This is a genomic window from Nocardioides currus (assembly GCF_003057875.1).
GTDB lineage: Bacteria > Actinomycetota > Actinomycetes > Propionibacteriales > Nocardioidaceae > Nocardioides > Nocardioides currus.
Genome location: NZ_PYXZ01000002.1, coordinates 105,299 through 128,358 on the forward strand (window position 1 = coordinate 105,299; position 23,060 = coordinate 128,358).

Genomic DNA, 23,060 nt, shown 5'->3' on the forward strand with positions numbered 1-23,060 from the left:
AGGACAGGCACTGTGAACGGGAGCACACCGTGCCCGAGCTCGGCCCTTGCGTTGTCGGTGGGAACCGGTAGACAGAGGACATGGACACATCTCGGGCTCACTGCACCTTCATCCCGCCCTATCTCCTCGAGCGGGTGGGCGCCGCCGACGCGCTCGTGCTCGACGAGCAGCTGCGGCTGCGCCGCAACGCGCGCGCGGCCGAGCCACGCACCACCCGCGCGGCAGCGGTGGACGAGCCGGCGTGGACGGTCCACGACGCCGACAACACGACCACCCTGCCCGGGCGCGCGGTGCGATCGGCCGGCAGCGAGCCGTCGGGCGACGAGGGCGTGGACGAGGCGGCTGCCGGCATCGAGGGAACGCTGGCGATGTTCGCCGACGGCTTCTCCCGCGACTCCTACGACGGGGCCGGTGCCCCCGTCAGCATCACCGTCCACTACGGCCAGCGCTACGACAACGCGTTCTGGGACGGCGAGCAGCTCGTCTTCGGTGACGGCGACGGCGAGGTCTTCGAGCGCTTCACCAAGGCCGCTGATGTGCTGGCCCACGAGTTCGGCCACGCCGTCACCGAGCACACCGCCGGCCTCGTCTACGAGGGCCAGTCCGGCGCCCTCAACGAGTCCGTCTCCGACGTCTTCGCCGCCTGCTTCAAGCAGCACTTGGCCGGCGAGTCCGCTGCCGACGGCGACTGGCTGATCGGTGAGGGCATCTTCGTCGCCGGCATCCAGGCCCGCGCCCTGCGCGACATGGCCGCTCCCGGGACGGCCTACGACGACCCCAAGCTCGGCACGGACCCCCAGGTCGGCCACATGGACGACTACGTCGAGACGGCCGAGGACAACGGCGGTGTCCACCTCAACTCCGGCATCCCCAACCGTGCCTTCCAGCTCGCGGCGACCGCCATCGGCGGCACGAGCCTCGAGGGCGCCGGCCAGGTGTGGTACGCCGCGCTCACCTCGGGCGACGTCGCGTCGACCGCCGACTTCGCGGCCTTCGCGGCCGCGACCGTCGCCGCGGCCGGCGAGCACGCCGCGGCCGTGACTGCCGCGTGGGAGCAGGTCGGCGTGACCGGCGCGGCTTCCTCGATCCCGCAGCCGGGTCCGGTCCCCGTCGGGACCGCGGGCGTGGTGCGAGTCAAGCGGTCGGGCGGGTTCGCCGGTCGCACCGAGGAGGGCATCGTCACGCTGAGCGACGCCGACGACGGGGTGCGGAGCCTCGTCGAGCGGGTCGACCTCGACGCCGCCGCGGCCGGCGCAGCGGCGTACAAGCAGATGCCCGACATGTACGTCTTCACGTTCCAGATCGACGACGGCGACCCGGTGACGCTGCCCGAGCAGGTCGTCACCGGCGACCTGGGCGAGCTCGCCACGCTGGTGCTCAGGAACCAGGCGTGAACCTCAGGCGCTGAGGGCCCGATCGATCGCCGCCTGCACGTGCAGCGTGGTGCACGGCATCGCCGGCAGCTCGATGTCGGCCTGGCGGATCAGCAGCTCCAGCTCGGTGCACCCCAGCAGGATCGCCTCCGCCCCGGCGTCCCACAGCTCCTCGGTGATCGCCACGACCCGGCGACGGGTGGCGTCGACGACGTCGCCGTGCACGAGCTCGTCGTAGATCGCGGAGTTCAGGGTCTCGTGGTGCTTCGCCTCCGGCACGAGCACGGTCACCCCGTGCTCGGCGAGGCGGTCGACGAAGAACGAGTCCTCCATCGCGACCGTGGTGCCGATCAGGCCGACCGTGGTGTGGCCCCCTGTCGTGCAGGCCTCGGCGACGACGTCCCCGAGGTGCAGCAGCGGGATGCCCACGGCGTCGGCCACGACGTCGGCGACCTTGTGGAAGGTCGTGGTGCACAGCAGCAGGAAGTCGGCGCCCGCGCGCTCGACACCGCGACCGGCCTCGGCCAGCAGCTCGCCGACCTGGTCCCAGCGCTCGTGCTCCTCGAGGTCGGTCAGCTCGGCGAAGTCGACGGTGCTGAGCACCAGCCTCGGCGACGACAGCCCGCCCAGCCGCTCCTGCACGCCGAGGTTGAGGTCGCGGTAGTAGACGGCGCTGGATTCCCAGCTCATGCCGCCGATGAGTCCGATTGTCTGCACGAGCCGAAGTCTCTCAGACCCGGTGGACCTTGTGCGGGGCTGCCTGAGCGACGGGCTTGATCACCAGCTCGTCGATGTTGACGTGGGCGGGCAGGGTCGCGATCCAGCGGACGGCCTCGGCGACGTCCTCGGCGACGAGCGGCTCGGCGACCCCTTCGTAGACCTTCTCGGCCGCCGCCCGGTCGCCGCCGAAGCGGACCAGCGCGAACTCGTCGGTCCGGACCATCCCGGGCGCCACCTCCGAGACCCGGATCGGCTCGCCGTTGAGCTCGAGCCGCAGCGTCTCGGTGACCGCCCGGGTGCCGTGCTTGGCCGCCGTGTAGCCGCCGCCGTTCTCGTAGGTCACCCGCCCGGCGATCGAGCCGATGTTGAGGATCAGCGCCTCCCCGCTCGCGCGCAGGGCGGGCAGCAGCGCCTGGGTCACCCGCATCAGCCCGACGACGTTGACGTCGTACATCGCGCGCCACTGCTCGGGGTCGCCCTGCTCGACCGGCTCGGACCCGAAGGCCCCGCCGGCGTTGTTCACCAGCACGTGCACGACGTCCAGCCGTGCGGCCAGCGCACCCACGGAGTCGGCGTCGGTGACGTCGAGCGCGATCGCCTCGCCGCCGATCTCGGCCGCGAGGGCCTCGATCCGGTCCGTACGGCGTGCGGCGCACACCACCCGGAACCCCTCCGCGGCGAGGGCGCGCGCGGAGGCCGCACCGATCCCGCTCGATGCTCCGGTGACGACGGCGATCCTCTGGTCGGTCATGGGTCCCATCCTGCCGGGTGCCGTTTCCCTGATTGGATGCACCCGTGATCATCGCGGCGGCAGACGGCTCGGCACTCGGCAACCCCGGACCGGCGGGATGGGCGTGGTACGTCGACGACACGTGCTGGGCCTCGGGCGGCTGGCCCCACGGCACCAACAACATGGGCGAGCTGATGGCGGTGCTCGACCTGCTCCAGCAGACCGCGCACCTCGACGACGACCTTCTCGTCTACTGCGACAGCACCTACGTCATCAACGCCATCACCAAGTGGATGGCGGGCTGGAAGCGCAAGGGCTGGAAGACCGGCGCCGGCCAGCCGGTGAAGAACGTGGAGCTGATGAAGGCCCTCGACGCCGCGATGCGGCCCACCGTGCGGTTCGAGTGGGTCAAGGGCCACGCCGGGCACTCCCTCAACGAGGCGGCCGACGCGCGGGCCAACGCCGCCGCATCGGCGTACCAGCGTGGTGCCACGCCCGACCCCGGGCCCGGGTTCGCCGGCAGCAGCACCGCCCACCCTGCCGCGACCGTGGGCCAGGTCGAGGAGGAGCCCGACCTCTTCAGCGACCTCGGCGCGGACGCGGCGGCCACCGACGAGGAGCACGTCGTCGAGCTCGAGCGCTCGCTGCTGAGCGACGAGGTGCGCTCCGACCGCGCCGCCGTGGCCGCGCTGCTGCACCCGCAGTGGCAGGAGATCGGCGCGTCGGGGCGCCTGTGGGAGCGCGACGCCGTGCTGGACGAGATCGGGCCGCTCACGGTCCCGGTCACCCTGGACGTCATCACCGTCTCGCGCCTGTCGACGGACGTGATCCTGCTCGTGTGGCGCGCCTCCGACGACGACGGCACCCGCCTGCGCAGCTCGGTGTGGCAGCGCACCGGAGGGCAGTGGCAGCAGCGCTTCCACCAGGGCACCGCCGAGGCCTGAGCTCCACCCGTCGGGGTGGGGTGAGGGTGCCGACGACCCACAGGACGGTAACGGGCGACCCACAAACGAGGCGTACGACCACGGCGATCCACGACCGGTGTTGGGCTGCGCGGGTGCGAATCCTCCCCTCCTCCCGTCTCCGTCGAATCCTCGTCGCGACCACGCTGCTGCTGCCGGCTCTCGGCACCCTCGGGCTGGTGAGCCCGGCCAACGCCGCGGTCACCACGTTCACCAACTCGGCCCCGATCGCCATCCCGCAGTTCGGCAACGGGGCTCCCTATCCGTCGACGATCGCGGTCAGCGGACTGGCGACGAACGTGAAGAACGTCGAGCTGACCCTGACCGACATCCGTCACGAGATCTCGTACGACGCCCACGTCATGCTCGTCTCCCCGACCGGGCGGAACCTGACGGTCGTGTCGGACGTGTACTGGAACAACCAGTCGCAGGCGCGGACCTTCACGTTCGCCGACGGGGCGCCCGCCCTCACGTCCGGTCGGCCCGGTGCCGCCCCGACCGGGCGGTATGCGCCGACCGACCTGGGTGGACCCAACACGTTCCCGGCCCCGGCTCCCGCCCAGTCGGGTGCGACGACCTTCGCCGGCGCGTTCAACGGGACCAACCCCAACGGGACGTGGCAGCTGTTCGTCTACGACGACATCGGGGGAGGGGCCGGCAACATCGGGTCGTGGAGCCTGAAGATCGACGCGGGCATCCCGCAGGTCGTCACCTTCGGCACCACCGCGCCCAACCCGGCTCGCGTCGGCGACACGTACAAGCCGACCGCGACCTCCGACGCCGGATTCCCGGTGACCTATTCCGTGGCTGCGTCCACCACGAACAACGCCTGCCGCCTCGCCGACGACGACCAGACGCTGTTCTTCCAGCACAGCGGGACGTGCGTCGTGGCCGCCGACGCGGCCGGTGACGTCGACCACGACCCGGGCCGCGCCACGCAGACCATCACGGTCGTCGCCGCCCAGTCCGACCTGGCCACGCTGGCGATCAGCCCGCTGAACGCCTCGACCACCGCCGGCCAGCCGGTGCCCTACTCGGTCCAGGGCACCGACTCGAGCGGCAACGCCATCCCGGGCCAGCAGGCGACCTACTCCTTCACCCCTGCCGGCGGCGGAGCGTCGACCGTCTGCCCGAGCGGAGCCTGCGCCCCCGTGAGCGCCGGCACCTACACGGTGACCGCCAGCGCGCCCGGCAAGACCGGCCCGGTCACCTCCTCGACCACCCTCACCGTGCTGGCCGACGACGTGGCCGCCCTGTCGATCACCCCTGAGGACTCCGCCACCACCGCCGGCACCCCGGTGCAGTTCACCGTCGGCGGCATCGACGAGTTCGGCAACGCGCTGCCCGACCAGACGTCCGCCAGCACGGTCGTCGCCACGCCGGTCGGCGGCGGCACGCCCGTCACCTGCGCCTCCGGGCTCTGCGACCTCACCGTCGCCGGCGTCTGGTCCGTCAGCGCCTCCCAGTCCGGAGCCGGCGCGCCCGCCTCCGACGCCACCACGCTGACGGTCGCGCCCGCTGCGCTCGACCACGTCGAGCTCGCCGGTGACGCCACCACCGTGGCCGGGACGCCCGTCGTCTACACCGTGACGGCCTACGACCGGTTCGACAACGTCCGCCAGGGCGCCGCGACCGTCACCGCGACCCGCGGGGCGACCACGATCACCTGCCCCAACGGCGTGTGCGCCCCGACCACCGCCGGCACCTGGACCGTCCAGGGCACCGTCGGTGGCGAGACCGACTCGGCCGACCTCGAGGTCACCGCCGGTCCGCTGTCGAGCCTCGTCGTCTCGCCGGACGTCACCACCGTGACGCCGGGCACCGACGTGACCTACACGGCCGCCGGCGCCGACACCTACGGCAACAGCCTCGGTGACCGCACCGCGACCAGCGCGTTCAGCCTGCAGCGCGCCGACGGCTCGGGCTCCTCCGTGCCGTGCCCCGACGCCGTGTGCACTCCTGGTGCCCCCGGCAGCTTCCGCGTCACGGCCACCGACGGCTCCGTGTCCGGCACGGCCACGCTCGTCTCGGCCCTGCCCTCGGTGAGCCTCGAGCTCGGCGCGCTGCCGACCTCGACGTACGGCGACGGCATCCCGCTCTCCGCGACGGCCACCAGCCCCGACGGCGCACCCAGCGGGTCGGTGCAGTTCAACCTCGACGGCAGCCCGGTCGGGTCGCCGGTCGCGGTCAACGGCTCTGGCGTCGCCACGGCTCCGGCGCTCACCGGCGTCCACGCCGGCACCCACATGGTCTCGGCGACCTTCACCGCCACGCCGGCGGGTGCCTACGACACCGCGACCACGACCCAGAGGTTCGTCGTCGCCCAGGCGCCGACCACCACGAAGCTCGCGGTCACCTCGTCGCTCACCGCGACCGTGGCCTCCGCCGCCGGCACCCCCGGCGGGGCCGTCACCTTCGCGATCGACGGCGCCGACGTGGCCACCGTCCCGCTGACCGGGGGTACGGCGACCTGGCAGGGCGACAACACCGGCGGGCCCGACTCGGTCGTCACCGCGACGTACTCCGGAGCTGCCGACTTCCTGTCCTCGGCCGTCTCCACCGCACGTCAGGACCCGAAGGTCCAGGCGACCCTGTCCGGCACGGCTCGCAACGGCTGGCACAACCAGCCCGTCACGGTGACCTTCACCTGCGCCCCCGGCTCCGCGCCGGTCACCTGCCCGGCTCCCGCGGTGATCGACAAGGAGGGCGCCGGCCAGACGGTCACCCGGACCGTGGTCGCCGCTGACGGCGGCATCGCGGTCGTCACCAGCGCGCCGGTCTCACTGGACCTCACCGCGCCGGACGCCCGCACCGTCGGCGTCGAGGCCGGACGGGTCTACAACGGCACGGCCCCGGACGCCGCCTGCGCGGCGACGGACGCCCTGTCGGGCCTGGCGGACTGCACGGTCGTGACCAGCGGCAACCGCCCCGGCACCCTCCGCACCACCGTGACGGCGACCGACCTCGCAGGCAACACGACCACGGCCGCGACCACGTACTCGGTGCGTGACCTCTGGATCACGCGCAGCGAGCAGGTCGGCGGCGCCTGGAACGTCCCGATCGGCGGCGGCCGGATGCTGCAGCTCGTCGACAGCGGCTTCCCGGTGGTCAAGGCCAAGGGCGACCTCGCGGCCAAGGACTTCCGGTTCGCCGGTCGGCTCGACGGCGTGGGCCACTGGACCAGCCGGGTGCGGGTGCCGGCCGGCGTCCGACCGGGCAAGATCCTCAAGCTGACGATCAAGCGCGACGACGGCTCCGTCCAGCGCGTGAGGATCCGGGCCGTCCGCCGCTGAGCGGTCCCTCGCAGCATCCCCGACGAGCCGTCGCCATCGTGCGGCGGCTCGTCGGGCCTTCCGGGCACCTGCCATCCCCAGGGGTGGGCAGGGAATCGTCCGCGCGCTGTCAGTGTTGGAGCCTGATGGCCCCCGGACATCGGGTGGTCGAGGACGAGAGGATGCCGCGTGGATCGCGTCGCGATGATCAGCCTGCACACCTCCCCGTTGGACCAGCCGGGGACCGGTGACGCCGGTGGGATGAACGTCTACGTCATCGAGCTCTCGCGCCGCCTCGCAGCCCAAGGCATCGCCGTCGACGTGTTCACGCGTGCCACGTCGTCCGAGCTGCCGCCGGTCGTCGAGGCCTTCGACGGCGTTCACGTCCGCCACATCGCCGCCGGGCCCTTCGAGGGCCTGACCAAGGGAGAGCTCCCCGGTCAGCTCTGCGCGTTCGCCCGCGAGGTGCTGCGCGCCGAGGCCAGCCAGCCGCAGGGCCACTACGACGTCGTGCACTCCCACTACTGGCTCTCGGGCCAGGTCGGTGCCCTGGCGCGCGACCGTTGGGGCGTCCCACTCGTGCACACGATGCACACGATGGCCAAGGTCAAGAACGAGGCGCTCGCGGTCGGCGACACCCCCGAGCCGCTGGCGCGCGTGATCGGTGAGGAGCAGGTCGTCGAGGCCTCCGACCTCCTGATCGCCAACACCGACCTCGAGGCCAAGCAGCTGATCGACCTCTACGCCGCCGACCCGCACCGGGTCGAGGTGGTGCACCCGGGCGTCGACCTGTCCGTGTTCCGGCCGCACGACAAGGCGGTCGTACGCCGCGAGCTCGGACTGCCCGAGGACGCGATCGTGCTGATGTTCGCCGGTCGGATCCAGCCGCTCAAGGCGCCCGACGTGCTGCTGCGGGCCGTGAGCGTGCTCCTCGACCGCGACCCGTCGCTGCGCTCGCGCCTCGTCGTGCCGATCGTCGGGGGTCCGTCTGGCAGCGGCCTCGAGCACCCGGAGTCCCTGGCCCAGCTCAGCGCCGAGCTCGACCTCGACGACGTGGTGCGGTTCGTGCCGCCCGTCGCCCAGCCCGAACTCGCGCGCTGGTGCGCCGCGGCGACCGCCGTCGCCGTGCCCTCTTTCAACGAGTCGTTCGGGCTCGTGGCCGTCGAGGCCCAGGCCACCGGCACTCCCGTCGTGGCCGCGGCCGTGGGCGGGCTGACCACCGTCGTGGCCGACGGGCGCAGCGGGCTGCTGGTGCCGACGCACGACGCCCACGACTGGGCCGACGCGCTGCGCCGGCTGATCGACGACCCCGCGCTGGCTGCCCGGCTCGGCGCCGGTGCCCTCGAGCAGGCCCGGGACTTCTCCTGGGAGCGGACCGCCGAGCGCACGCTCGAGGCCTACCACGCGGCACGCACGCTGATGCGTGATGAGATGTCGGTGTGAGTGCGGCAGAGGTCATCCGGGGCTATCTCGACGCCAACGAGATCGACTACGCGATGGCCGGGCCGGCGAGCTTCTCGCTGACCCTGCCCGGCGAGAAGAAGCTCCAGACGCCGGTGCGCCTCGACGTCGGTGAGCACGCCCTCGGGGTGCACGCGTTCGTGTGCCGCAACCCCGACGAGAACCACGCCCGTGTCTACCGCTGGCTGCTCGAGCGCAACCTGCGGATGTACGCCGTCTCGTTCGCCGTCGACCACGCGGGCGACATCTACCTCGACGCCCGCCTGCCGCTCGCGAGCGTCAGCGACGACGAGCTCGATCGGCTGCTGGGCTCCGTGCTCGCCCACGCCGACGAGTCGTTCAACGCCATCCTCGAGCTCGGCTTCGCCAGCTCGATCCGCAAGGAGTGGGAATGGCGGATCTCGCGGGGTGAGTCGACCGCCAACCTCGAGGCGTTCCGCGGCTGGCTCGAGTCGGGCGACGAGCCCGCGCCGCCCGTCGACTAGCGGCTGATCAGCACGGCGGCGAGCGCGACCACGGCCGGCACCGCCTGCACGAAGAGGATCTTGGTGCCGACCGTCGCAGCGCCGTACACCCCGGCGACGATGACGCAGCCGAGGAAGAAGACCTTGAAGGGGAGGTTGTCGTCGATCAGCCCCCAGGCGAGGCCGGCGACCAGGAAGCCGTTGTAGAGCCCCTGGTTGGCCGCGAGCGCCTTGGTCTCCTCCGCGAACTCCGGCGTGAGGTTGAACGCGCCGCGCCCGGCCGGCTTGGTCCACAGGAACATCTCGAGGACCAGGAAGTAGGCGTGGAGGGCGGCCACGAGGCCGACGAGCACGTTGGCGACGACTGTCATGCCCGCAGCATGGCAGGTCAGCGACCGACCGTGGAGGGCTTCCTGCGAGTCAGCAGCACGCCGGTGATCGCCAGCGCGCCACCCACGAACGTCAGGCCCGGCGGCACCTCGTCGAGCAGGGCCCACGCGATCAGCGTGGTGATCGCCGGCACCAGGAAGGTGGTGAGCGACAGCTTGCCGGCGTCGGTGTGCGCGAGGGCGAAGGCCCACGTGGTGAAGGCGATCGCGGTCGGGAAGACGCCGAGGTAGACCGTCCACCACAGCGTCGAGCCGCCCTCGGAGACGACACCCACGAGGTCGTGCGCGAACGGCAGGCAGACCGCGGCGCCGATGACGAACGAGACGAAGACGACCTGCACGGAAGGGATGCGGCGCAGCAACGACTTCTGGCTCAGCACGCCCACGGCGTACATCGCCGCCGCGAGCACGACCAGCAGGATGCCGACGAGGTCGCCGTCACCGCCCCCGGAATAGCCGCGCGCGATGATCGCGACGCCGCCGAACCCGATGACCATGCCGACGACCAGCCAGCGGTGCAGCACCTCACCGAAGATCCACACGGCCAGGACCGCGACGATGATCGGCCCGATCTGGATGATCATGGCTGCGGTGCCGGCGTCGACGCGGCGCTCGCCCTCGTTGAGGGCGAGGTTGTAGATGCCGAACCACCCGACACCGCACGCGGTCAGCAGGATCCACTCGCGCCGGGTCGGCTTCACCCAGCCCCGACGGAGGACGAGCGGCAGCACGCACAGCGCGGCGACCAGCAGCCGCCCGGCCCCGAGCGAGCCGGGGCTGATGTCGTCGGCGACGTGGCGGATCACCACGAACGCCGATGCCCACATGACGAGCGTGATCCCGCCCGCTGCCGCCGGGAACCAGGCCGGGTGGGACGGGGCGATCGGCTCGGCGCTCTGCTCGGTCGTTGTCACGAGTCAAGGCTAGGGACGACCATGACGCCGCGCGAGCGGATTCCGGACAGCGAACCCCGACTTCCCGCCTCGCTCAGAGGTCGAGCTTGTAGCCCAGTCCGCGCACGGTGACGAGGAACTTCGGCTCGCTCGGGTCGGGCTCGAGCTTCGCGCGCAGCCTCTTCACGTGCACGTCGAGGGTCTTGGTGTCGCCGACGTAGTCGGAGCCCCACACGCGGTCGATCAGCTGGCCGCGTGTCAGCACCCGCCCGGGGTTGCGCAGGAACATCTCGAGGAGCTCGAACTCCTTGAGCGGCAGCCGCTGCTCGGTGCCGTCGACGGTGACGACGTGGCGCTCGACATCCATCCGCACCGGCCCGGCCTCGAGGGTGTCGGGCAGCAGGTCCGGCTCCTGACCGCGGCGCAGCACGGCGCGGATCCGGGCGACGAGCTCGCGGGGGGAGTAGGGCTTGGTGACGTAGTCGTCGGCCCCGAGCTCGAGGCCCACCACCTTGTCGACCTCGTCGTCCTTCGCGCTGACCATGATCACCGGCACGCTGGAGGTCTGGCGGATCTGGCGGCACACCTCCGTGCCGGGCAGGCCGGGCAGCATCAGGTCGAGGAGCACGATGTCGGCCCCGTTGCGCTCGAACTCGCTGATGGCGGAGTTGCCGTCGGCGGCGATCGCCACCTCGTAGCCCTCCTTGCGGAGCATGTAGGCGAGCGCGTCGCTGTAGCTCTCTTCGTCCTCGACGACGAGTACCCGGGTCATCTGGTGATCTCCTGCTGTTCTTCTGCATGGGTGGTGGACGGCGTACGGCGCGGGGGAGCGATCATCGGCACGGGACCCGACGGCTCGCCGTCCCCGTCGAGGGCGTGCGGCTGGAGCGGGAGGGTCAGGGTGAACGTCGAGCCCTGGCCCTCGACGGACCACACGTTCACGTCGCCCCCGTGGGTCGCCGCGACGTGCTTGACGATCGACAGCCCGAGGCCCGTGCCGCCGGTGGAGCGGTGCCGGGCGGGGTCGACGCGGTAGAACCGCTCGAAGATGCGGTCGATCTCGCGCGCCGGGATGCCGATGCCCTGGTCGACGACCGAGATCTGAGCGGTGTCACCGAGGGCCTTGGTGCTGACGAGCACCCGGGACCCCTCGTCGGAGTAGGCCACGGCGTTGGCCACGAGGTTGCTCACCGCGGCGCTGATCTGGTCGAGCGAGCCGAAGACGTGGAGCTCGTGGTCGCCGGTCGTCACGAGCGTGATCCGCTTCGCGCCGGCGTCGATGGTGCTGGTGTCGACGGCCGCGGCCACGACGTCGTCGAGGGAGACCGACACCGGCGCCTCGAGCGGGTCGTCGCCCTGCAGCCGGGACAGCTCGATGATCTGCTGGACGAGCGTGGTCAGGCGGTCGCTCTCGGTGAGCATCCGGGACGCGAACCGCTCGACCGCCTCGGGGTCGTCGGCGGCCTCGGTCACGGCCTCGGCGAGCAGCCGGATCGCCCCGACGGGTGTCTTGAGCTCGTGGCTGACGTTGGCGACGAAGTCGCGGCGCACCGCCTCCACCCGCTTCTCGCGGGTGCGGTCCTCGACCAGCGCCAGCACGAGGCGCGAGCCCAGCGGGGCGACGCGGGCGATGACCGTGCGGGCGGTGGCGCTGTCGGCGCCGAGGTGGAGCTCGGTCTCGCGGATCTGCCCGTCCCGGCGGACCTGGCGGATCAGCGTCGTCAGGTCGTCGACCAGCACCTCGCTGCCGCGGACCAGGCCGAGGGCGTAGGCCGGGGCGGACGCCTTGAGCACCAGGTCGTCGGGGTCCACCACGACGGCGCTCGAGCGGAGGACCGAGAGCACCGCCGCGACACCGGGCGGGACGAGCGGCTCCTCGACCTGGGGCAGGCGGGACTGCTGGCGATCGCTGATGTGCCAGGCCAGCACGCTGCCGCCCGCGATGATCGCTCCGATGACGGCCGCGAGCGCTGCTTGCGTCGTCGGGTCCACACGCAGATCGTACGCAGGGTGACAGGGCGGATCCGCCGGCTGGACGCCCGGCGCGGAGTGTTCACGCCTCGTTCACCTGGGGTGGTCCGAGGGGCCGGATCGCGACCTTACGCTTCGCCCATGCGTGAAGCCTTCCACGACCAGCTCGATGCCATCTTCGTCGACCTCGCCACCATGTGCGGCCAGGTCGAGACCGCCGTCAACCGCGCCACCGCGTCCCTCATGAGCGGCGATGCGGCGATCGCCGAGGAAGTGATCAGCGCGGACCGGGCCATCGACGCCAACCGCGAGCGGGTCGAGGACAACGCCTTCGCGCTGCTCTCCCTGCAGCAGCCGGTGGCCGGTGACCTGCGGGTGGTCGTCTCCGCCCTGCGGATGGTCAGCGAGCTCGAGCGGATGGGCGACCTCTCGGTCCACGTCGCCAAGATCGCGCGCCTGCGGGTGCCGAACATCGCCGTGCCCGAGTCGATCCAGGACACCGTGGTGAAGATGGCCGAGACCGCCGAGGACATGGTGCGCCGGGTCAAGGCGATCATCGCCGACCGCGACGTCGAGGCAGCCATCGAGCTCGGTCGCGACGACGAGGTGATGGACCAGCTCCGCCGCAAGAGCTTCGCCGAGCTGCTCGGCGACGACTGGCAGCACGGCGTCGAGGCGGCCGTCGACATCGCGCTGCTCGGGCGCTACTACGAGCGCATCGCCGACCACGCCGTCTCGGTCGCCAACCGCGTCATCTTCGTCGTCACGGGCGAGCAGGTCTCCCGCGCGGACCGCTGACGGGCGCTGACGCGGGTCAGCGGCCCTGGTTGGCCACGGCGGCCGCTGCGGCTGCTGCGGCCTCGGGGTCGAGGTACTCGCCACCGGCCACCGTGGGGGCCAGCGAGTCGTCGAGGCGGTAGACCAGCGGCATGCCGGTCGGGATGTTGAGGCCGGCGATGTCCTCGTCGGAGATGCCGTCGAGGTGCTTGACCAGCGCACGCAGGCTGTTGCCGTGGGCGGCGACGAGGACGGTCTTCCCCGACGTCAGGTCGGGCACGATCTCGGCCTCCCAGTAGGGCAGGAAGCGCGCGATCACGTCCTTGAGGCACTCGGTGCGAGGCATCTCGGCGCCGAGGTCGGCGTAGCGCGGGTCACCGACCTGGGAGAACTCGTCGTCGTCCTCGATCGGGGGCGGAGGAGTGTCGAACGAGCGGCGCCAGAGCATGAACTGCTCCTCGCCGTACTGCTCGAGCGTCTGCTTCTTGTCCTTGCCCTGCAGGGCGCCGTAGTGGCGCTCGTTGAGGCGCCAGCTGCGCTTCACCGGGATCCAGTGGCGGTCGGCCACGTCGAGCGACAGGTGGGCGGTGGTGATGGCCCGGCGCTGCAGCGAGGTGTGCACGACGTCGGGGAGCAGCCCCGCACCGACCAGCAGCTCGCCGCCGCGGACCGCCTCGGCGCGACCCTTGTCGGTGAGGTCGACGTCGACCCAGCCGGTGAACAGGTTCTTGGCGTTCCAGTCGCTCTCGCCGTGGCGGAGCAGGATCAGGGTGTAGGTCATTCGGCCGACTCCTCGTCAGGTGCCTCATCGGATGACTCGGCGGGCGCGGGACCGTCGAGGTCGGCGTAGTAGCCGGCGTTGGGGACGACGGGCACGTCCAGGACGACGCTCTCGCCGCTCTCGAACCCGAGGGCCACCTCGACGAAGTCGCCGGCCTCGAAGTCGCCCGTGAGCTTGAGGTCGGCCGGCGGCTCGGCCAGGTTGACCAGCCCGCCCTTCGGGATCTCGATCGGCTCGAAGTCGATCGGGGTGCCGTCGCTGAGACCGAGCTCGGTGAGCGACGCCGCGTTGTCCTGGTCGCGGTTGGACAGCGAGGCGATGAAGGTCCCCGAACCGGGCTCCGTCGACACGACGACGGCCGCGAGGACCTTGACGCTGCCGTCGTGGTCGTTGGTCCCGACGCTCGGCGTGTAGTAGCGATCGGTCGCGTAGTCGAAGCCGCAGGAGGACAGGCCGGCGGTCAGGGCGACGGCGGCGGTCGTGAGCGCGAGGGAGCGTCGGAACTGCATGGCGCACAGCCTAGCGTCGACTCAGGTCAGGCCGACTGCCTGTCCCGCGACCAGCAGGCCCACGAGGACGGCGGCCGTGAACAGCCCGGCCAGCACCAGCAGGCGCGACGCTCCCGTCCTCAGCGCGATGCGCAACGGCAACGATCGCAGACCGTCCTGGTTGTCGGGGACCAGCCCCGGCAGCGCGCGCAGCACGTGGACGCCGAGACCCAGCAGCGCGGCGAGGACGGTGAGCTCGACCGTGGGCGGGGTGTCGGTCCCGGCGCCGTTCCAGCCGCCGTACGCGAGGTAGGCGGGGTAGAGGGCGAACTGGACCATCCAGGGCAGGAACGAGAGCACGCTGGCGCGCAGCACCCGGTTGCCGAGCAGCCCGACGAGCACGGCCACCAGGTAGGCGCCGCCGGCGCGCGGGCCGGCGCTGAGGCTGAGGGGGACGAGGAGCAGCAACGCGCAGGTGAGGGTGAACCACACCGTGCCGGGATCGAGCAGCCCCTGCGCGACCGGCTTGCCCGGGCGGTCGTGCCGCTCGTCGCGGGCACGGTCGACGAGGTCGTTGTCCCAGCCGAGCATCGCTTGCCCCACGAGCACCGTCGCGAGGACCAGCAGGGTTTCCCGCAGCGGGCGGCCGGCGAGCGCGGCGGCGACCGCGAGGCCGAGGGCGGTGAGCAGCGCCTGCTTGGGATGGGCGGCCCGGACGAGCACCACGGGGAGGGTCTCGCTCAGGCGGAAGGGACGGGGCGCTGCGCCTGCCCGGGTGTCCTCCGGTCGCGCCGGGGCGGGGTCGGGGGTGGTGGAACCGGCCGCCGGCGGCGTCCGGGACGAGGCGTCCGCGGGCGCGCTCTCACGCTGGCGCTTGAGGGGCGACATGGCACGCAGTATGTGCACATCTTCGGCTCGGGATCGGCACATTCGCGGACCACGGCGGGGCGATTCCGAGCCGCCCGGACCATACGAATCGCGGTCTGTCAATACCGCATATGGGCTCTGACCTGCACAAACGATGTCGGGGGCGCTCGGGGAGCGTGTTAGACTGCTCACCTAGGAAGGGGTACAAATACATGACTTTCACCGTCGGCGAAACGGTTGTTTACCCAAATCACGGGGCCGCTGTCATCGAAGAGATCGAGACGCGGACGATCAAGGGTGAGGACCGGGAGTACCTCGTCCTTCGGATCGTCGCCCAGCAGGACCTGGTCGTGCGGGTCCCCGCCATGAACCTCGACCTCGTCGGCGTGCGTGACGTCGTCGACAAGGACGGCCTCGAGCGCGTGTTCGACGTGCTGCGGGCGGCCCACGTGGAGGAGCCGACCAACTGGTCGCGCCGCTACAAGGCCAACCTCGAGAAGCTCCACTCCGGCGACGTCATGAAGGTGGCCGAGGTCGTCCGCGACCTGTGGCGCCGTGAGCGTGACCGCGGCCTGTCGGCCGGCGAGAAGCGGATGCTGGCCAAGGCGCGCCAGATCCTCGTCTCCGAGCTCGCGCTCGCCGAGCACACCAACGAGGACAAGGCCGAGGCCATCCTCGACGAGGTGCTCGCGTCCTGACGCACTGATCGATCCACAGCGGCCCCCGGGAGTGATCCCGGGGGCCGCTGTGCGTCTGCGGACGCCGTACGGTGGGGACGCCATGACGCATCTTCCGTACGACGTCCTCGAGGGCGAGCTGCCGCCGGCCCTGGGGATCGTGCTCGACCAGGACCGCGGGTCGTTGCCCTACGCCCTCATCCACGGCGAGGCGCTCGTCGCCTGTGCGGCGTGGGCCCTCGGCGAGGCCGGCGTGACGCCCCTCGACACCGGGGTCGGCTGGGACGGCGTGCGCGGGGCGGGGGAGCCGGTGGTGCTGCACGACACCCTGTGCCCCATGACCCCGGCGGACTTCATCGCGACCTGCGTCGCCCGGGCGCTCGCCGACGACACCGTCGTGGTCGGCACCCGCCCCGTCACCGACACCGTCAAGCAGGTCGCCGGTGGTGTGGTCGGAGGGACGGTCGACCGCGACGAGCTGGTGTCGATCGCCTCGCCCTTGGTGCTGCCGCCGTCCGTGGTCGCCGCGCTGGAGCACGCGCCCGGCACCGACCTCGCCGCCCTGGTCGCCCGGCTCGCGACCGACCACCAGGTCGTCGCGCTCGAGGCGCCGGCCTCGGCCCGGCGGGTCTCCTCCGTCGAGGAGATCGCCGTGCTCGAGGCGCTCACCGCCGGCTGAGCAGCCGTTCGGCCAGGGCGACGTCCTCGGGGAACGTGATCTTCACGTTGGTCGGGCTCCCGACGACCGCGACGACGTCGAGGGTGCCCTGCTCGGCCAGCACGGCCGCGGTGTCGGTGCCCTCGAACCCGGCCGCTGCCGCAGCGGCGTGCGCGGCGAGCAGCAGGTCGGCGCGGAAGGCCTGCGGGGTCTGTACGGCGCCGAGGTCGCCAGCAACCGGCTCGAGCCGCGACGTCAGCAGGCCGTGCACGGGCACCACCGGGATCGCGCCCCCGTGGTCCCGGGCGGCGGCGACCGTCGCCTCGAAGAGGGCGACCCCGGCGAGCGGGCGCGCGCCGTCGTGGATCACGACGAGGTCGACCTCGCCGGACTCGATGGCCGGCGCGAGGTGCTGGAGGGCCGCCCACTCCGACGCGTGCCGGGTGGCGCCACCGTCGACGAGCACCACCTCCGCGCCGTCGCCGAGGTGATGACCCAGCGCCTCGGCCACCGCGTCACGGTCGGCGGGCCGGACCACGACCACCACGCGACGTACGTCGTCGAGGGCGAGCGCGTCGCGCACGGACCAGGCGAGCACCGGGCGGTCGCCGAGGGGGAGCAGGACCTTGTTGACGCCGGCTCCGACCCGGCTGCCCGAGCCGGCGGCGACGATCACGACGGCGACGGGCATGGTCGAAGGGTAGGACGCCGTGAGGTCGTGAGGACAAGTTGACTCCTGCGTGAAACAAACGCGAGCGAGCGCGAAACCTCGCGAACCTAGGTTTCCCGGCCATGAACACCTACCGCGACACCTATCGAGGCGGGGCCACGATCCAGCACTGGACCCCCGAGGACGAGACTTTCTGGGAGACGACCGGGAAGGACGTGGCCAGGCGCAACCTGACGTGGTCGATCTTCTCCGAGCATCTGGGCTTCTCGGTCTGGCTGCTGTGGTCGGTGAGCGCGGCCCTGCTGCCCGGAGCCGGGTTCACCTTCACCGTCGGCCAGCTCTTCCTGCTGGTCGCGATCCCCAACCTCGTGGGTGCGCTGATCCGGCTGCCCTACACGTTCGCGGTGCCGCGGTTCGGCGGCCGCAACTGGACGGTGGTGAGCGCGCTCGCGCTGCTGGTGCCGACGTTGCTCTTCGCCTGGGCCGTGCAGCACCCCACGACGCCGTACTGGGTGTTCTGCCTGATCGCCGCGACCGCGGGGCTCGGCGGCGGCAACTTCGCCAGCTCGATGGCCAACATCAACTTCTTCTACCCGACCCGCAAGAAGGGGGTCGCGCTCGGCCTCAACGCCGCCGGCGGCAACCTCGGCGTCGCGGTCATCCAGTTCTTCCTGCCGATCATCGTGGGCGGAGCGGGCGCCTTCGGGCTGGTCAAGGCGAGCGCGGGCGGCTTCCACCTCGAGCGGGCCGGCTACCTCTACGCCGCGCTCGCGGTCGTCGCGGCCGGGGCCGCGTGGTTCTGCATGAACAACCTCGCCGGCGCGAAGTCCAGCCCGCGCGAGCAGCTCAAGGTCGTGAGGTACAGGCACACGTGGGTGATGTCGTTCCTCTACATCGGCACCTTCGGCTCGTTCATCGGCTACTCCGCGGCGATGCCGCTGCTGATCAAGCTCAACTTCACCGAGATCAACTTCGCCTACTTCGCCTTCCTCGGCGCGCTCGTCGGCTCGGTCGCCCGTCCGTTCGGCGGCTGGCTCGCCGACACCTACGGCGGGGCGCGCATCACCCTGGCGACCTTCGCGGCGATGATCGTCGGCAACCTCGGGGTCATCTGGAGCCTGGCCGTGCTCGAGTTCCCGCTGTTCCTGGCGGCCTTCCTCTTCGTCTTCGCGGCGTCGGGGATCGGCAACGGGTCGACGTACCGGATGATCCCGCTGATCCTGGCCACCGAGGCGCGCAGGAACGCCCCGGCGGACGGCGTCGACGCGGCGCTGGTGACCGCCACCAAGGAGTCGAGCGCCGTGATCGGCATCGCCGGTGCCGTCGGCGCGCTGGGCGGCTTCCTGATCCCGATGACCTTCGGCGCCCCGTGGATCGACGACCCGGTCGCGGCCGTGAAGGTCGCGTTCGCCGTCTTCACCGGGTTCTACGCGATCTGCCTGACGACGACCTGGCTGGTCTACGGCCGCAACGTCAGCGTCCCGGGTCGCGCCCGCAGCCTGGCGGGCGCCAGCGTCTGATGACTGCCACGCACTGCCCCTACTGCTCGCTGCAGTGCGGCATGCGCGTCACCCGACGCGGTCCCGCCGTGCCCGAGATCGGCGAGTGGGCCGAGTTCCCCGTCAACCGCGGCGCGCTGTGCCGCAAGGGGTGGAGCGCCGCCGGGCTGTACGCCGGCCGCGAGCGCCTCACGACGCCGCTGCTGCGCGACCGGGCGACCGGTGAGCTCACCCCGGTGGGCTGGGACGAGGCGCTGGACACCATCGCGGACCGCCTCTCGGCGCTCCGGGCCGAGCGCGGCCCGGACGCGGTCGGGGTGTTCGGTGGCGGCGGACTGACGAACGAGAAGGCCTATCAGCTGGGGAAGCTCGCCCGGGTCGCCCTCGGCACGTCGCAGATCGACTACAACGGACGCTGGTGCATGTCGTCGGCCGCCACGGCCGGCACCCGCGCCTTCGGCCTGGACCGCGGCCTGCCCTTCCCGCTGGCCGACATCGAGCAGGCCGACGTCGTCGTCCTCGTCGGCTCCAACCTGGCCGAGACCATGCCGCCGGCGGCGCGCCACCTCGACGCCCTCCGGGAGCGCGGGGGACAGGTGGTGGTGATCGATCCGCGGCGTACGGCGACCGCGGACCGTGCAGACGTCTTCGTGCAACCGGTCCCGGGCTTTGACCTCGCGCTGGCGCTGGGCGTGCTGCACCTGCTGGTGGCCGGCGGGCTGGTGGACGAGTCGTACGTCGCCGACCGGACCAGCGGCTGGGCGGACGTGCGGGACTCGGTCGGTGCGTGGTGGCCCGAGCGTGTCGAGCGCGTGACCGGCGTCCCCGCGCCCGAGGTGCGGGCGCTGGCCGCCCTCCTCGGCGGGGCGGAGCGCGTCGTCGTGCTCACCGCCCGGGGCGCGGAGCAGCACGCGACCGGCTCCGACACGGTGCTCGCCTGGATCAACGTCGCCCTGGCGCTGGGGATGTGCGGCACGCCGGGAGCCGGCTACGGCTGCCTGACCGGGCAGGGCAACGGCCAGGGCGGCCGCGAGCACGGGCAGAAGGCCGACCAGCTGCCGGGCTACCGGATGATCGACGACCCGGTCGCCCGCGAGCACGTCGCCTCGGTGTGGGGGGTGCCCGCGGACTCGCTGCCGGGGAAGGGGCGCTCGGCCTACGAGATGCTCGACGCGCTGGGCACGGACGACGGACCCTCGGCGCTGCTGGTGTTCGGGTCCAACATCGTCGTCTCCGCGCCCAACGCGACCCGGGTGACTGCGCGGCTCGAGGCCCTCGACCTGCTCGTGGTCGCCGACGTCGTGCTCTCGGAGACCGCCGCGATCGCCGACGTGGTGCTGCCGGTGACGCAGTGGGCCGAGGAGACCGGCACGATGACCAACCTCGAGGGACGGGTGATCCTGCGGCAGCGGGCCGTCTCCCCGCCGGCCGGGGTGCGCTCCGACCTCGACGTCATCTCCGGGCTGGCGACCCGGCTGGGCTCGCCGGTCCCCTTCGCCACTGACCCGGAGGAGGTCTTCTCGGAGCTGGGCCGCGCGTCGGCCGGGGGCAAGGCGGACTACGCCGGCATCACCTACGCGCGCATCCGCGACGAGGCGGGCGTCTTCTGGCCGTGCCCGTCGCCCGGCCACGCTGGCACGCCGCGGATGTTCCTCGACTCCTTCGCCCACCCCGACGGCCGCGCCCGCTTCCACGTCGTCGAGCACCGTGGCCCGGCCGAGGTGCCGGACGCGGACTACCCGGTGCACCTCACGACGGGGCGGGTGCTCGCGCAGTACCAGTCCGGCGCGCAAACCCGTCGCGTGCGCGAGCTCCCCGACAGCGGCCCGTTCGTCGAGCTCCACCCGATGCTCGCGGGCCGGATCGGCGCCGTGGACGGCGCCCCGGTGAGCGTCACCACCCGCCGCGGGTCGATGACCGCGTCGGCCCGCGTCGTCACGACCATCCGCCCCGACACCGTGTTCGTGCCGTTCCACTGGGTCGGCGCCAACCGCCTGACCAACGACGCGCTCGACCCGGCGTCGCGGATGCCGGAGTTCAAGGTGTGCGCCGCCGCGGTGACGGCATGAGCGAACGCCTGGTGGTCGTCGGCGGCGGCATGGCCGCGGTCCGCCTGGTCGAGGAGCTCACCGCACGGTCGTACGACGGCTCGATGACCGTGCTGGCGGACGAGCAGCAGGCGCCGTACAACCGGATCCTGCTGTCGGCCGTGCTCGAGGGCACGCACGGCGTCGACGCGATCACCCTGAGGCCCGCGTCGTGGTTCGACGCGCACGGGGTCGAGCTGCGGCTCGGGGCGCGGGTGCTGGACGTCGACCGGGAGCGGCGCGAGGTGATGCTGGTCGACGGGACGCGGATCGGCTTCGACCGGCTGGTGCTCGCGACCGGGTCGATCCCGACGCTGCCGCCGATCCGGGGTCTGGTGCGGATGGACGGCTCGCTGCACCCGAAGGTGCACGCCTTCCGGTCGCTGGCCGACTGTCGAGGACTCGACGCGGCCGCGGCTCCCGGGGCGCGTGCGGTAGTGGTCGGGGGAGGGCTGCTCGGGCTCCAGGTCGCCCGAGCGCTGGCGGTCCGTGGCTTGCACACCGAGGTCGTCGAGGGTGCGGAGCACCTGCTCGCCTCCCAGCTCGGCGAGCCGGGTGGTCGCGTGCTGGCGCGTGACCTGCGTCGGCTCGGGACGTCGGTCTACACGGGCGCGCGCGTCGTGCGGATGACGGAGGCGGGGGTGCGGCTCGACAACGGCTACGAGCTGAGCGCCGACCTGATCGTCCTCACGGCCGGCGGGCGACCCTCCACGGCGCTCGCCCGGCGTGCCGGACTGATGGTCCGGCGCGGAGTGGTCGTCGACTCGGACCTGCGCTCCGTCACCGACGACCGCGTCCACGCGATCGGCGACTGCGCCGAGCACCGGCGCCGCGTCACCGGGTTCGTCCCGCCGGCGTGGGAGCAGGCCGGCGTTCTCGCGTCCGTGCTGTGCGGCGGGGCCGAGCGCTACGACGGCTCGCGCAGCGTCGCCCGGCTCCGCGCGACCGACCTCGAGGTCGCGGTGCTCGGTGACCCGGAGCACGCCGCGGGCGAGGTCGTCGAGATGACCAACCCGATCGCCGGCTCCCACCGCCGACTGGTCGTCGAGGGTGGCGTGATCGTCGCCGCCGCGCTGGTGGGCGACCTGTCGCGCGTCGGCCTGATCACCCAGCTCTACGACCGCGGCACGGTGCTCGGCCCCGACGAGCCGGGGCAGCTGCTCCTCGGCGAGCCCGCCGCCGCGCCGGTCGCGCTGCCGGACGAGGCGGAGGTGTGCGCCTGCGCGGGCGTCACGGCCGGCACGATCCGTGGGTGCTCGTCCTTCGACGCGTGCCGGGAGGGCACGCGCGCGACCACCGGGTGCGGGGGCTGCGAGTCGGTCGTACGGCGCCTGCTGGACGAGGCGGAGCCTGCTTCCCTCAGCCGTGCGTGAGGCTCTCGTCCTCCGGCGACGACAGCGTGAGCACGGCCCGGGCGACGTTGTCGTGGCCCTCGATCCGCTCGGTGATCGTGCGCAGGCGCCGTGCCACCTCGGTCTCGGGGGAGTCGCCGGTGAGGTCGACGGCCGCGACGAGGAAGACCTTGCCGGGCCCGACGTACTCGAGGTGGAGGAAGGTGACCCGTTGGACCTCTGAGTCGCGCTCGAGGGTCCTGATCGCGGTGTCACGCATCCCGGGCGCGACGGCCTGGCCGACCAGGAAGTCTCGGTTGCGGCTGATGAGGTAGACCGCGACGCACCCGAGCAGGAGCCCGACCAGCACCGAGCCGGCGGCGTCCCACCGGGCGTCGCCGGTCGCCTGGTGCAGCCCGATGCCGGTGGCCGCGATGCCGATCCCGATCAAGGCCGCGGCGTCCTCGGCGTACACCGCGCGAAGGGTCGGGTTGGAGGTGCGTGAGAGGTAGCGCAGCGGGTGCAGCCCCGCCGCCCGGGCCGCGGACCGGGTCTGGCGGCGGGCCTGGAGGAACGACACGCTCTCCAGCACGAAGGCGAGCGCGAGCACCGCGTAGGCCCAGGTGTAGTCGACCTCCTCGCCCTCGCCGCCGGTCCAGCTCGTCACGCCGTGCCAGATCGACACCACCGCACCGGCGGTGAAGAGCCCGAACGCGGCGAACATCGACCAGACGTAGGCCTCGCGGCCGAAGCCGAGCGGGTGCCTGGCGTCGGCCGGCCTGGCCGAGCGGCGCTCGGCCACCAGCAGGAAGATCTCGTTGCCCGCGTCGGACCACGAGTGCGCGGCCTCGGCGACCATCGACGCGGAGCCGGTGATGACGGCCACGACCGTCTTGGCGGCGGCGATGAGTGCGTTGGCGCCGAGGGCGATCAGCACGGTGAGCATGCTCTCGCTGCCGGGCTCGGAGGTCGTGCCTGTCTCGGCCATGC

22 protein-coding genes are annotated in these 23,060 nt (G+C 72.4%); 11 read left to right on the forward strand and 11 right to left on the reverse strand.

The genetic code is table 11. The features are described from left to right. Positions 1-80: 80 nt before the first annotated feature. Positions 81-1,394 (forward strand): M4 family metallopeptidase, encoded by a 1,314-nt coding sequence (locus C7S10_RS05555; RefSeq protein WP_108343437.1) that lies wholly within the window; start codon positions 81-83, stop codon positions 1,392-1,394. A 3-nt stretch (positions 1,395-1,397) separates the two neighbouring features. On the opposite strand, the gene C7S10_RS05560 is transcribed toward C7S10_RS05555, so the two are convergent. Both C7S10_RS05560 and C7S10_RS05565 read right to left on the reverse strand, forming a co-directional pair. After that, positions 1,398-2,090 (reverse strand): aspartate/glutamate racemase family protein, encoded by a 693-nt coding sequence (locus tag C7S10_RS05560; protein ID WP_108343438.1) that lies wholly within the window; start codon positions 2,088-2,090, stop codon positions 1,398-1,400. A gap of 13 nt (positions 2,091-2,103) precedes the next feature. Beyond that, the gene (locus tag C7S10_RS05565) at positions 2,104-2,844 is read right to left on the reverse strand and encodes an SDR family NAD(P)-dependent oxidoreductase (RefSeq protein ID WP_108343439.1); all 741 of its coding nucleotides are present in this window, start codon (positions 2,842-2,844) and stop codon (positions 2,104-2,106) included. 44 nt (positions 2,845-2,888) lie between these two features. On the opposite strand from C7S10_RS05565, the gene C7S10_RS05570 reads away from it, so the two are divergent. From C7S10_RS05570 to C7S10_RS05585, 4 genes are all read left to right on the forward strand, one after another. Continuing rightward, on the forward strand, positions 2,889-3,767 hold the full coding sequence (locus tag C7S10_RS05570; protein ID WP_108343440.1) for a ribonuclease HI family protein: 879 nt from the start codon (positions 2,889-2,891) through the stop codon (positions 3,765-3,767). Between the two features lie 113 nt (positions 3,768-3,880). Then, the gene (locus C7S10_RS05575) at positions 3,881-7,078 is read left to right on the forward strand and encodes an Ig-like domain-containing protein (RefSeq protein ID WP_108343441.1); all 3,198 of its coding nucleotides are present in this window, start codon (positions 3,881-3,883) and stop codon (positions 7,076-7,078) included. Between the two features lie 168 nt (positions 7,079-7,246). Beyond that, positions 7,247-8,500, forward strand: coding sequence for a D-inositol-3-phosphate glycosyltransferase (gene mshA / locus C7S10_RS05580; RefSeq protein WP_423802706.1), 1,254 nt, complete (start codon positions 7,247-7,249; stop codon positions 8,498-8,500). After that, entirely contained in the window at positions 8,497-9,003 is a 507-nt protein-coding gene (locus tag C7S10_RS05585; RefSeq protein WP_108343442.1) for a type III secretion system chaperone family protein, read from the forward strand. The genes mshA and C7S10_RS05585 overlap by 4 nt, the downstream gene beginning before the upstream one ends. Here the strand turns inward: C7S10_RS05585 and C7S10_RS05590 are convergent. The 4 genes from C7S10_RS05590 to C7S10_RS05605 all read right to left on the reverse strand — a co-directional run bounded on the left by C7S10_RS05590 (position 9,000) and on the right by C7S10_RS05605 (position 12,256). Continuing rightward, complete coding sequence (locus tag C7S10_RS05590) at positions 9,000-9,353, reverse strand: DUF1304 domain-containing protein (RefSeq protein ID WP_108343443.1); 354 nt, start codon at positions 9,351-9,353, stop codon at positions 9,000-9,002. The two genes, C7S10_RS05585 and C7S10_RS05590, sit on opposite strands and share 4 nt — an antisense overlap. A gap of 17 nt (positions 9,354-9,370) precedes the next feature. Then, on the reverse strand, positions 9,371-10,285 hold the full coding sequence (locus C7S10_RS05595) for a DMT family transporter (protein ID WP_243395230.1): 915 nt from the start codon (positions 10,283-10,285) through the stop codon (positions 9,371-9,373). Positions 10,286-10,358: 73 nt separating this feature from the next. After that, positions 10,359-11,036, reverse strand: a complete 678-nt coding sequence (locus tag C7S10_RS05600) for a response regulator transcription factor (RefSeq protein ID WP_108343444.1) — start codon at positions 11,034-11,036, stop codon at positions 10,359-10,361. Further along, a complete protein-coding gene (locus tag C7S10_RS05605; RefSeq protein WP_108343445.1) occupies positions 11,033-12,256 on the reverse strand; it encodes a sensor histidine kinase in 1,224 nt (407 codons plus the stop codon). Before C7S10_RS05605 ends, C7S10_RS05600 begins: the two co-directional genes overlap by 4 nt. Positions 12,257-12,376: 120 nt before the next feature. Here C7S10_RS05605 and phoU point away from each other — a divergent pair, with 120 nt between their 5' ends. Then, positions 12,377-13,033 (forward strand): phosphate signaling complex protein PhoU, encoded by a 657-nt coding sequence (gene phoU / locus C7S10_RS05610; RefSeq protein WP_108343446.1) that lies wholly within the window; start codon positions 12,377-12,379, stop codon positions 13,031-13,033. Between the two features lie 16 nt (positions 13,034-13,049). Here the strand turns inward: phoU and C7S10_RS05615 are convergent, their stop codons facing one another. Genes C7S10_RS05615 through C7S10_RS05625 form a run of 3 tightly spaced genes read right to left on the reverse strand, consistent with a single transcriptional unit; the run spans position 13,050 to position 15,169 of the window. Next, positions 13,050-13,793, reverse strand: coding sequence for a phosphoglyceromutase (locus C7S10_RS05615; protein WP_108343447.1), 744 nt, complete (start codon positions 13,791-13,793; stop codon positions 13,050-13,052). Then, positions 13,790-14,302, reverse strand: coding sequence for a copper chaperone PCu(A)C (locus tag C7S10_RS05620; RefSeq protein ID WP_108343448.1), 513 nt, complete (start codon positions 14,300-14,302; stop codon positions 13,790-13,792). Before C7S10_RS05620 ends, C7S10_RS05615 begins: the two co-directional genes overlap by 4 nt. A 21-nt stretch (positions 14,303-14,323) precedes the next feature. Further along, positions 14,324-15,169, reverse strand: coding sequence for a UbiA family prenyltransferase (locus tag C7S10_RS05625; RefSeq protein WP_108343449.1), 846 nt, complete (start codon positions 15,167-15,169; stop codon positions 14,324-14,326). A gap of 191 nt (positions 15,170-15,360) precedes the next feature. Here C7S10_RS05625 and C7S10_RS05630 point away from each other — a divergent pair, with 191 nt between their 5' ends. Further along, positions 15,361-15,846 (forward strand): CarD family transcriptional regulator, encoded by a 486-nt coding sequence (locus C7S10_RS05630; protein WP_108343450.1) that lies wholly within the window; start codon positions 15,361-15,363, stop codon positions 15,844-15,846. 82 nt (positions 15,847-15,928) lie between these two features. Continuing rightward, positions 15,929-16,504 carry a 2-C-methyl-D-erythritol 4-phosphate cytidylyltransferase gene (locus C7S10_RS05635; RefSeq protein WP_108343451.1) on the forward strand — a complete coding sequence of 192 codons (576 nt, stop codon included), beginning with the start codon at positions 15,929-15,931 and terminating at the stop codon, positions 16,502-16,504. Here C7S10_RS05635 and C7S10_RS05640 read toward each other — a convergent pair. After that, positions 16,491-17,174 carry an IspD/TarI family cytidylyltransferase gene (locus C7S10_RS05640; protein ID WP_108343452.1) on the reverse strand — a complete coding sequence of 228 codons (684 nt, stop codon included), beginning with the start codon at positions 17,172-17,174 and terminating at the stop codon, positions 16,491-16,493. The two genes, C7S10_RS05635 and C7S10_RS05640, sit on opposite strands and share 14 nt — an antisense overlap. Positions 17,175-17,275: 101 nt before the next feature. On the opposite strand from C7S10_RS05640, the gene C7S10_RS05645 reads away from it, so the two are divergent. From C7S10_RS05645 to C7S10_RS05655, 3 genes are read left to right on the forward strand one after another with little or no spacing between them, the layout of a single operon-like run. Then, a complete protein-coding gene (locus C7S10_RS05645; protein WP_108343453.1) occupies positions 17,276-18,673 on the forward strand; it encodes an MFS transporter in 1,398 nt (465 codons plus the stop codon). Further along, the gene (locus C7S10_RS05650; RefSeq protein WP_108343454.1) at positions 18,673-20,721 is read left to right on the forward strand and encodes a molybdopterin oxidoreductase family protein; all 2,049 of its coding nucleotides are present in this window, start codon (positions 18,673-18,675) and stop codon (positions 20,719-20,721) included. Before C7S10_RS05645 ends, C7S10_RS05650 begins: the two co-directional genes overlap by 1 nt. Further along, positions 20,718-22,112: an FAD-dependent oxidoreductase gene (locus C7S10_RS05655; RefSeq protein WP_108343999.1), complete on the forward strand. Its 1,395-nt coding sequence runs from the start codon at positions 20,718-20,720 to the stop codon at positions 22,110-22,112. Before C7S10_RS05650 ends, C7S10_RS05655 begins: the two co-directional genes overlap by 4 nt. Here the strand turns inward: C7S10_RS05655 and C7S10_RS05660 are convergent. Then, positions 22,099-23,058: a cation diffusion facilitator family transporter gene (locus C7S10_RS05660; protein WP_207769255.1), complete on the reverse strand. Its 960-nt coding sequence runs from the start codon at positions 23,056-23,058 to the stop codon at positions 22,099-22,101. The genes C7S10_RS05655 and C7S10_RS05660 overlap by 14 nt on opposite strands. Positions 23,059-23,060: the final 2 nt, after the last annotated feature.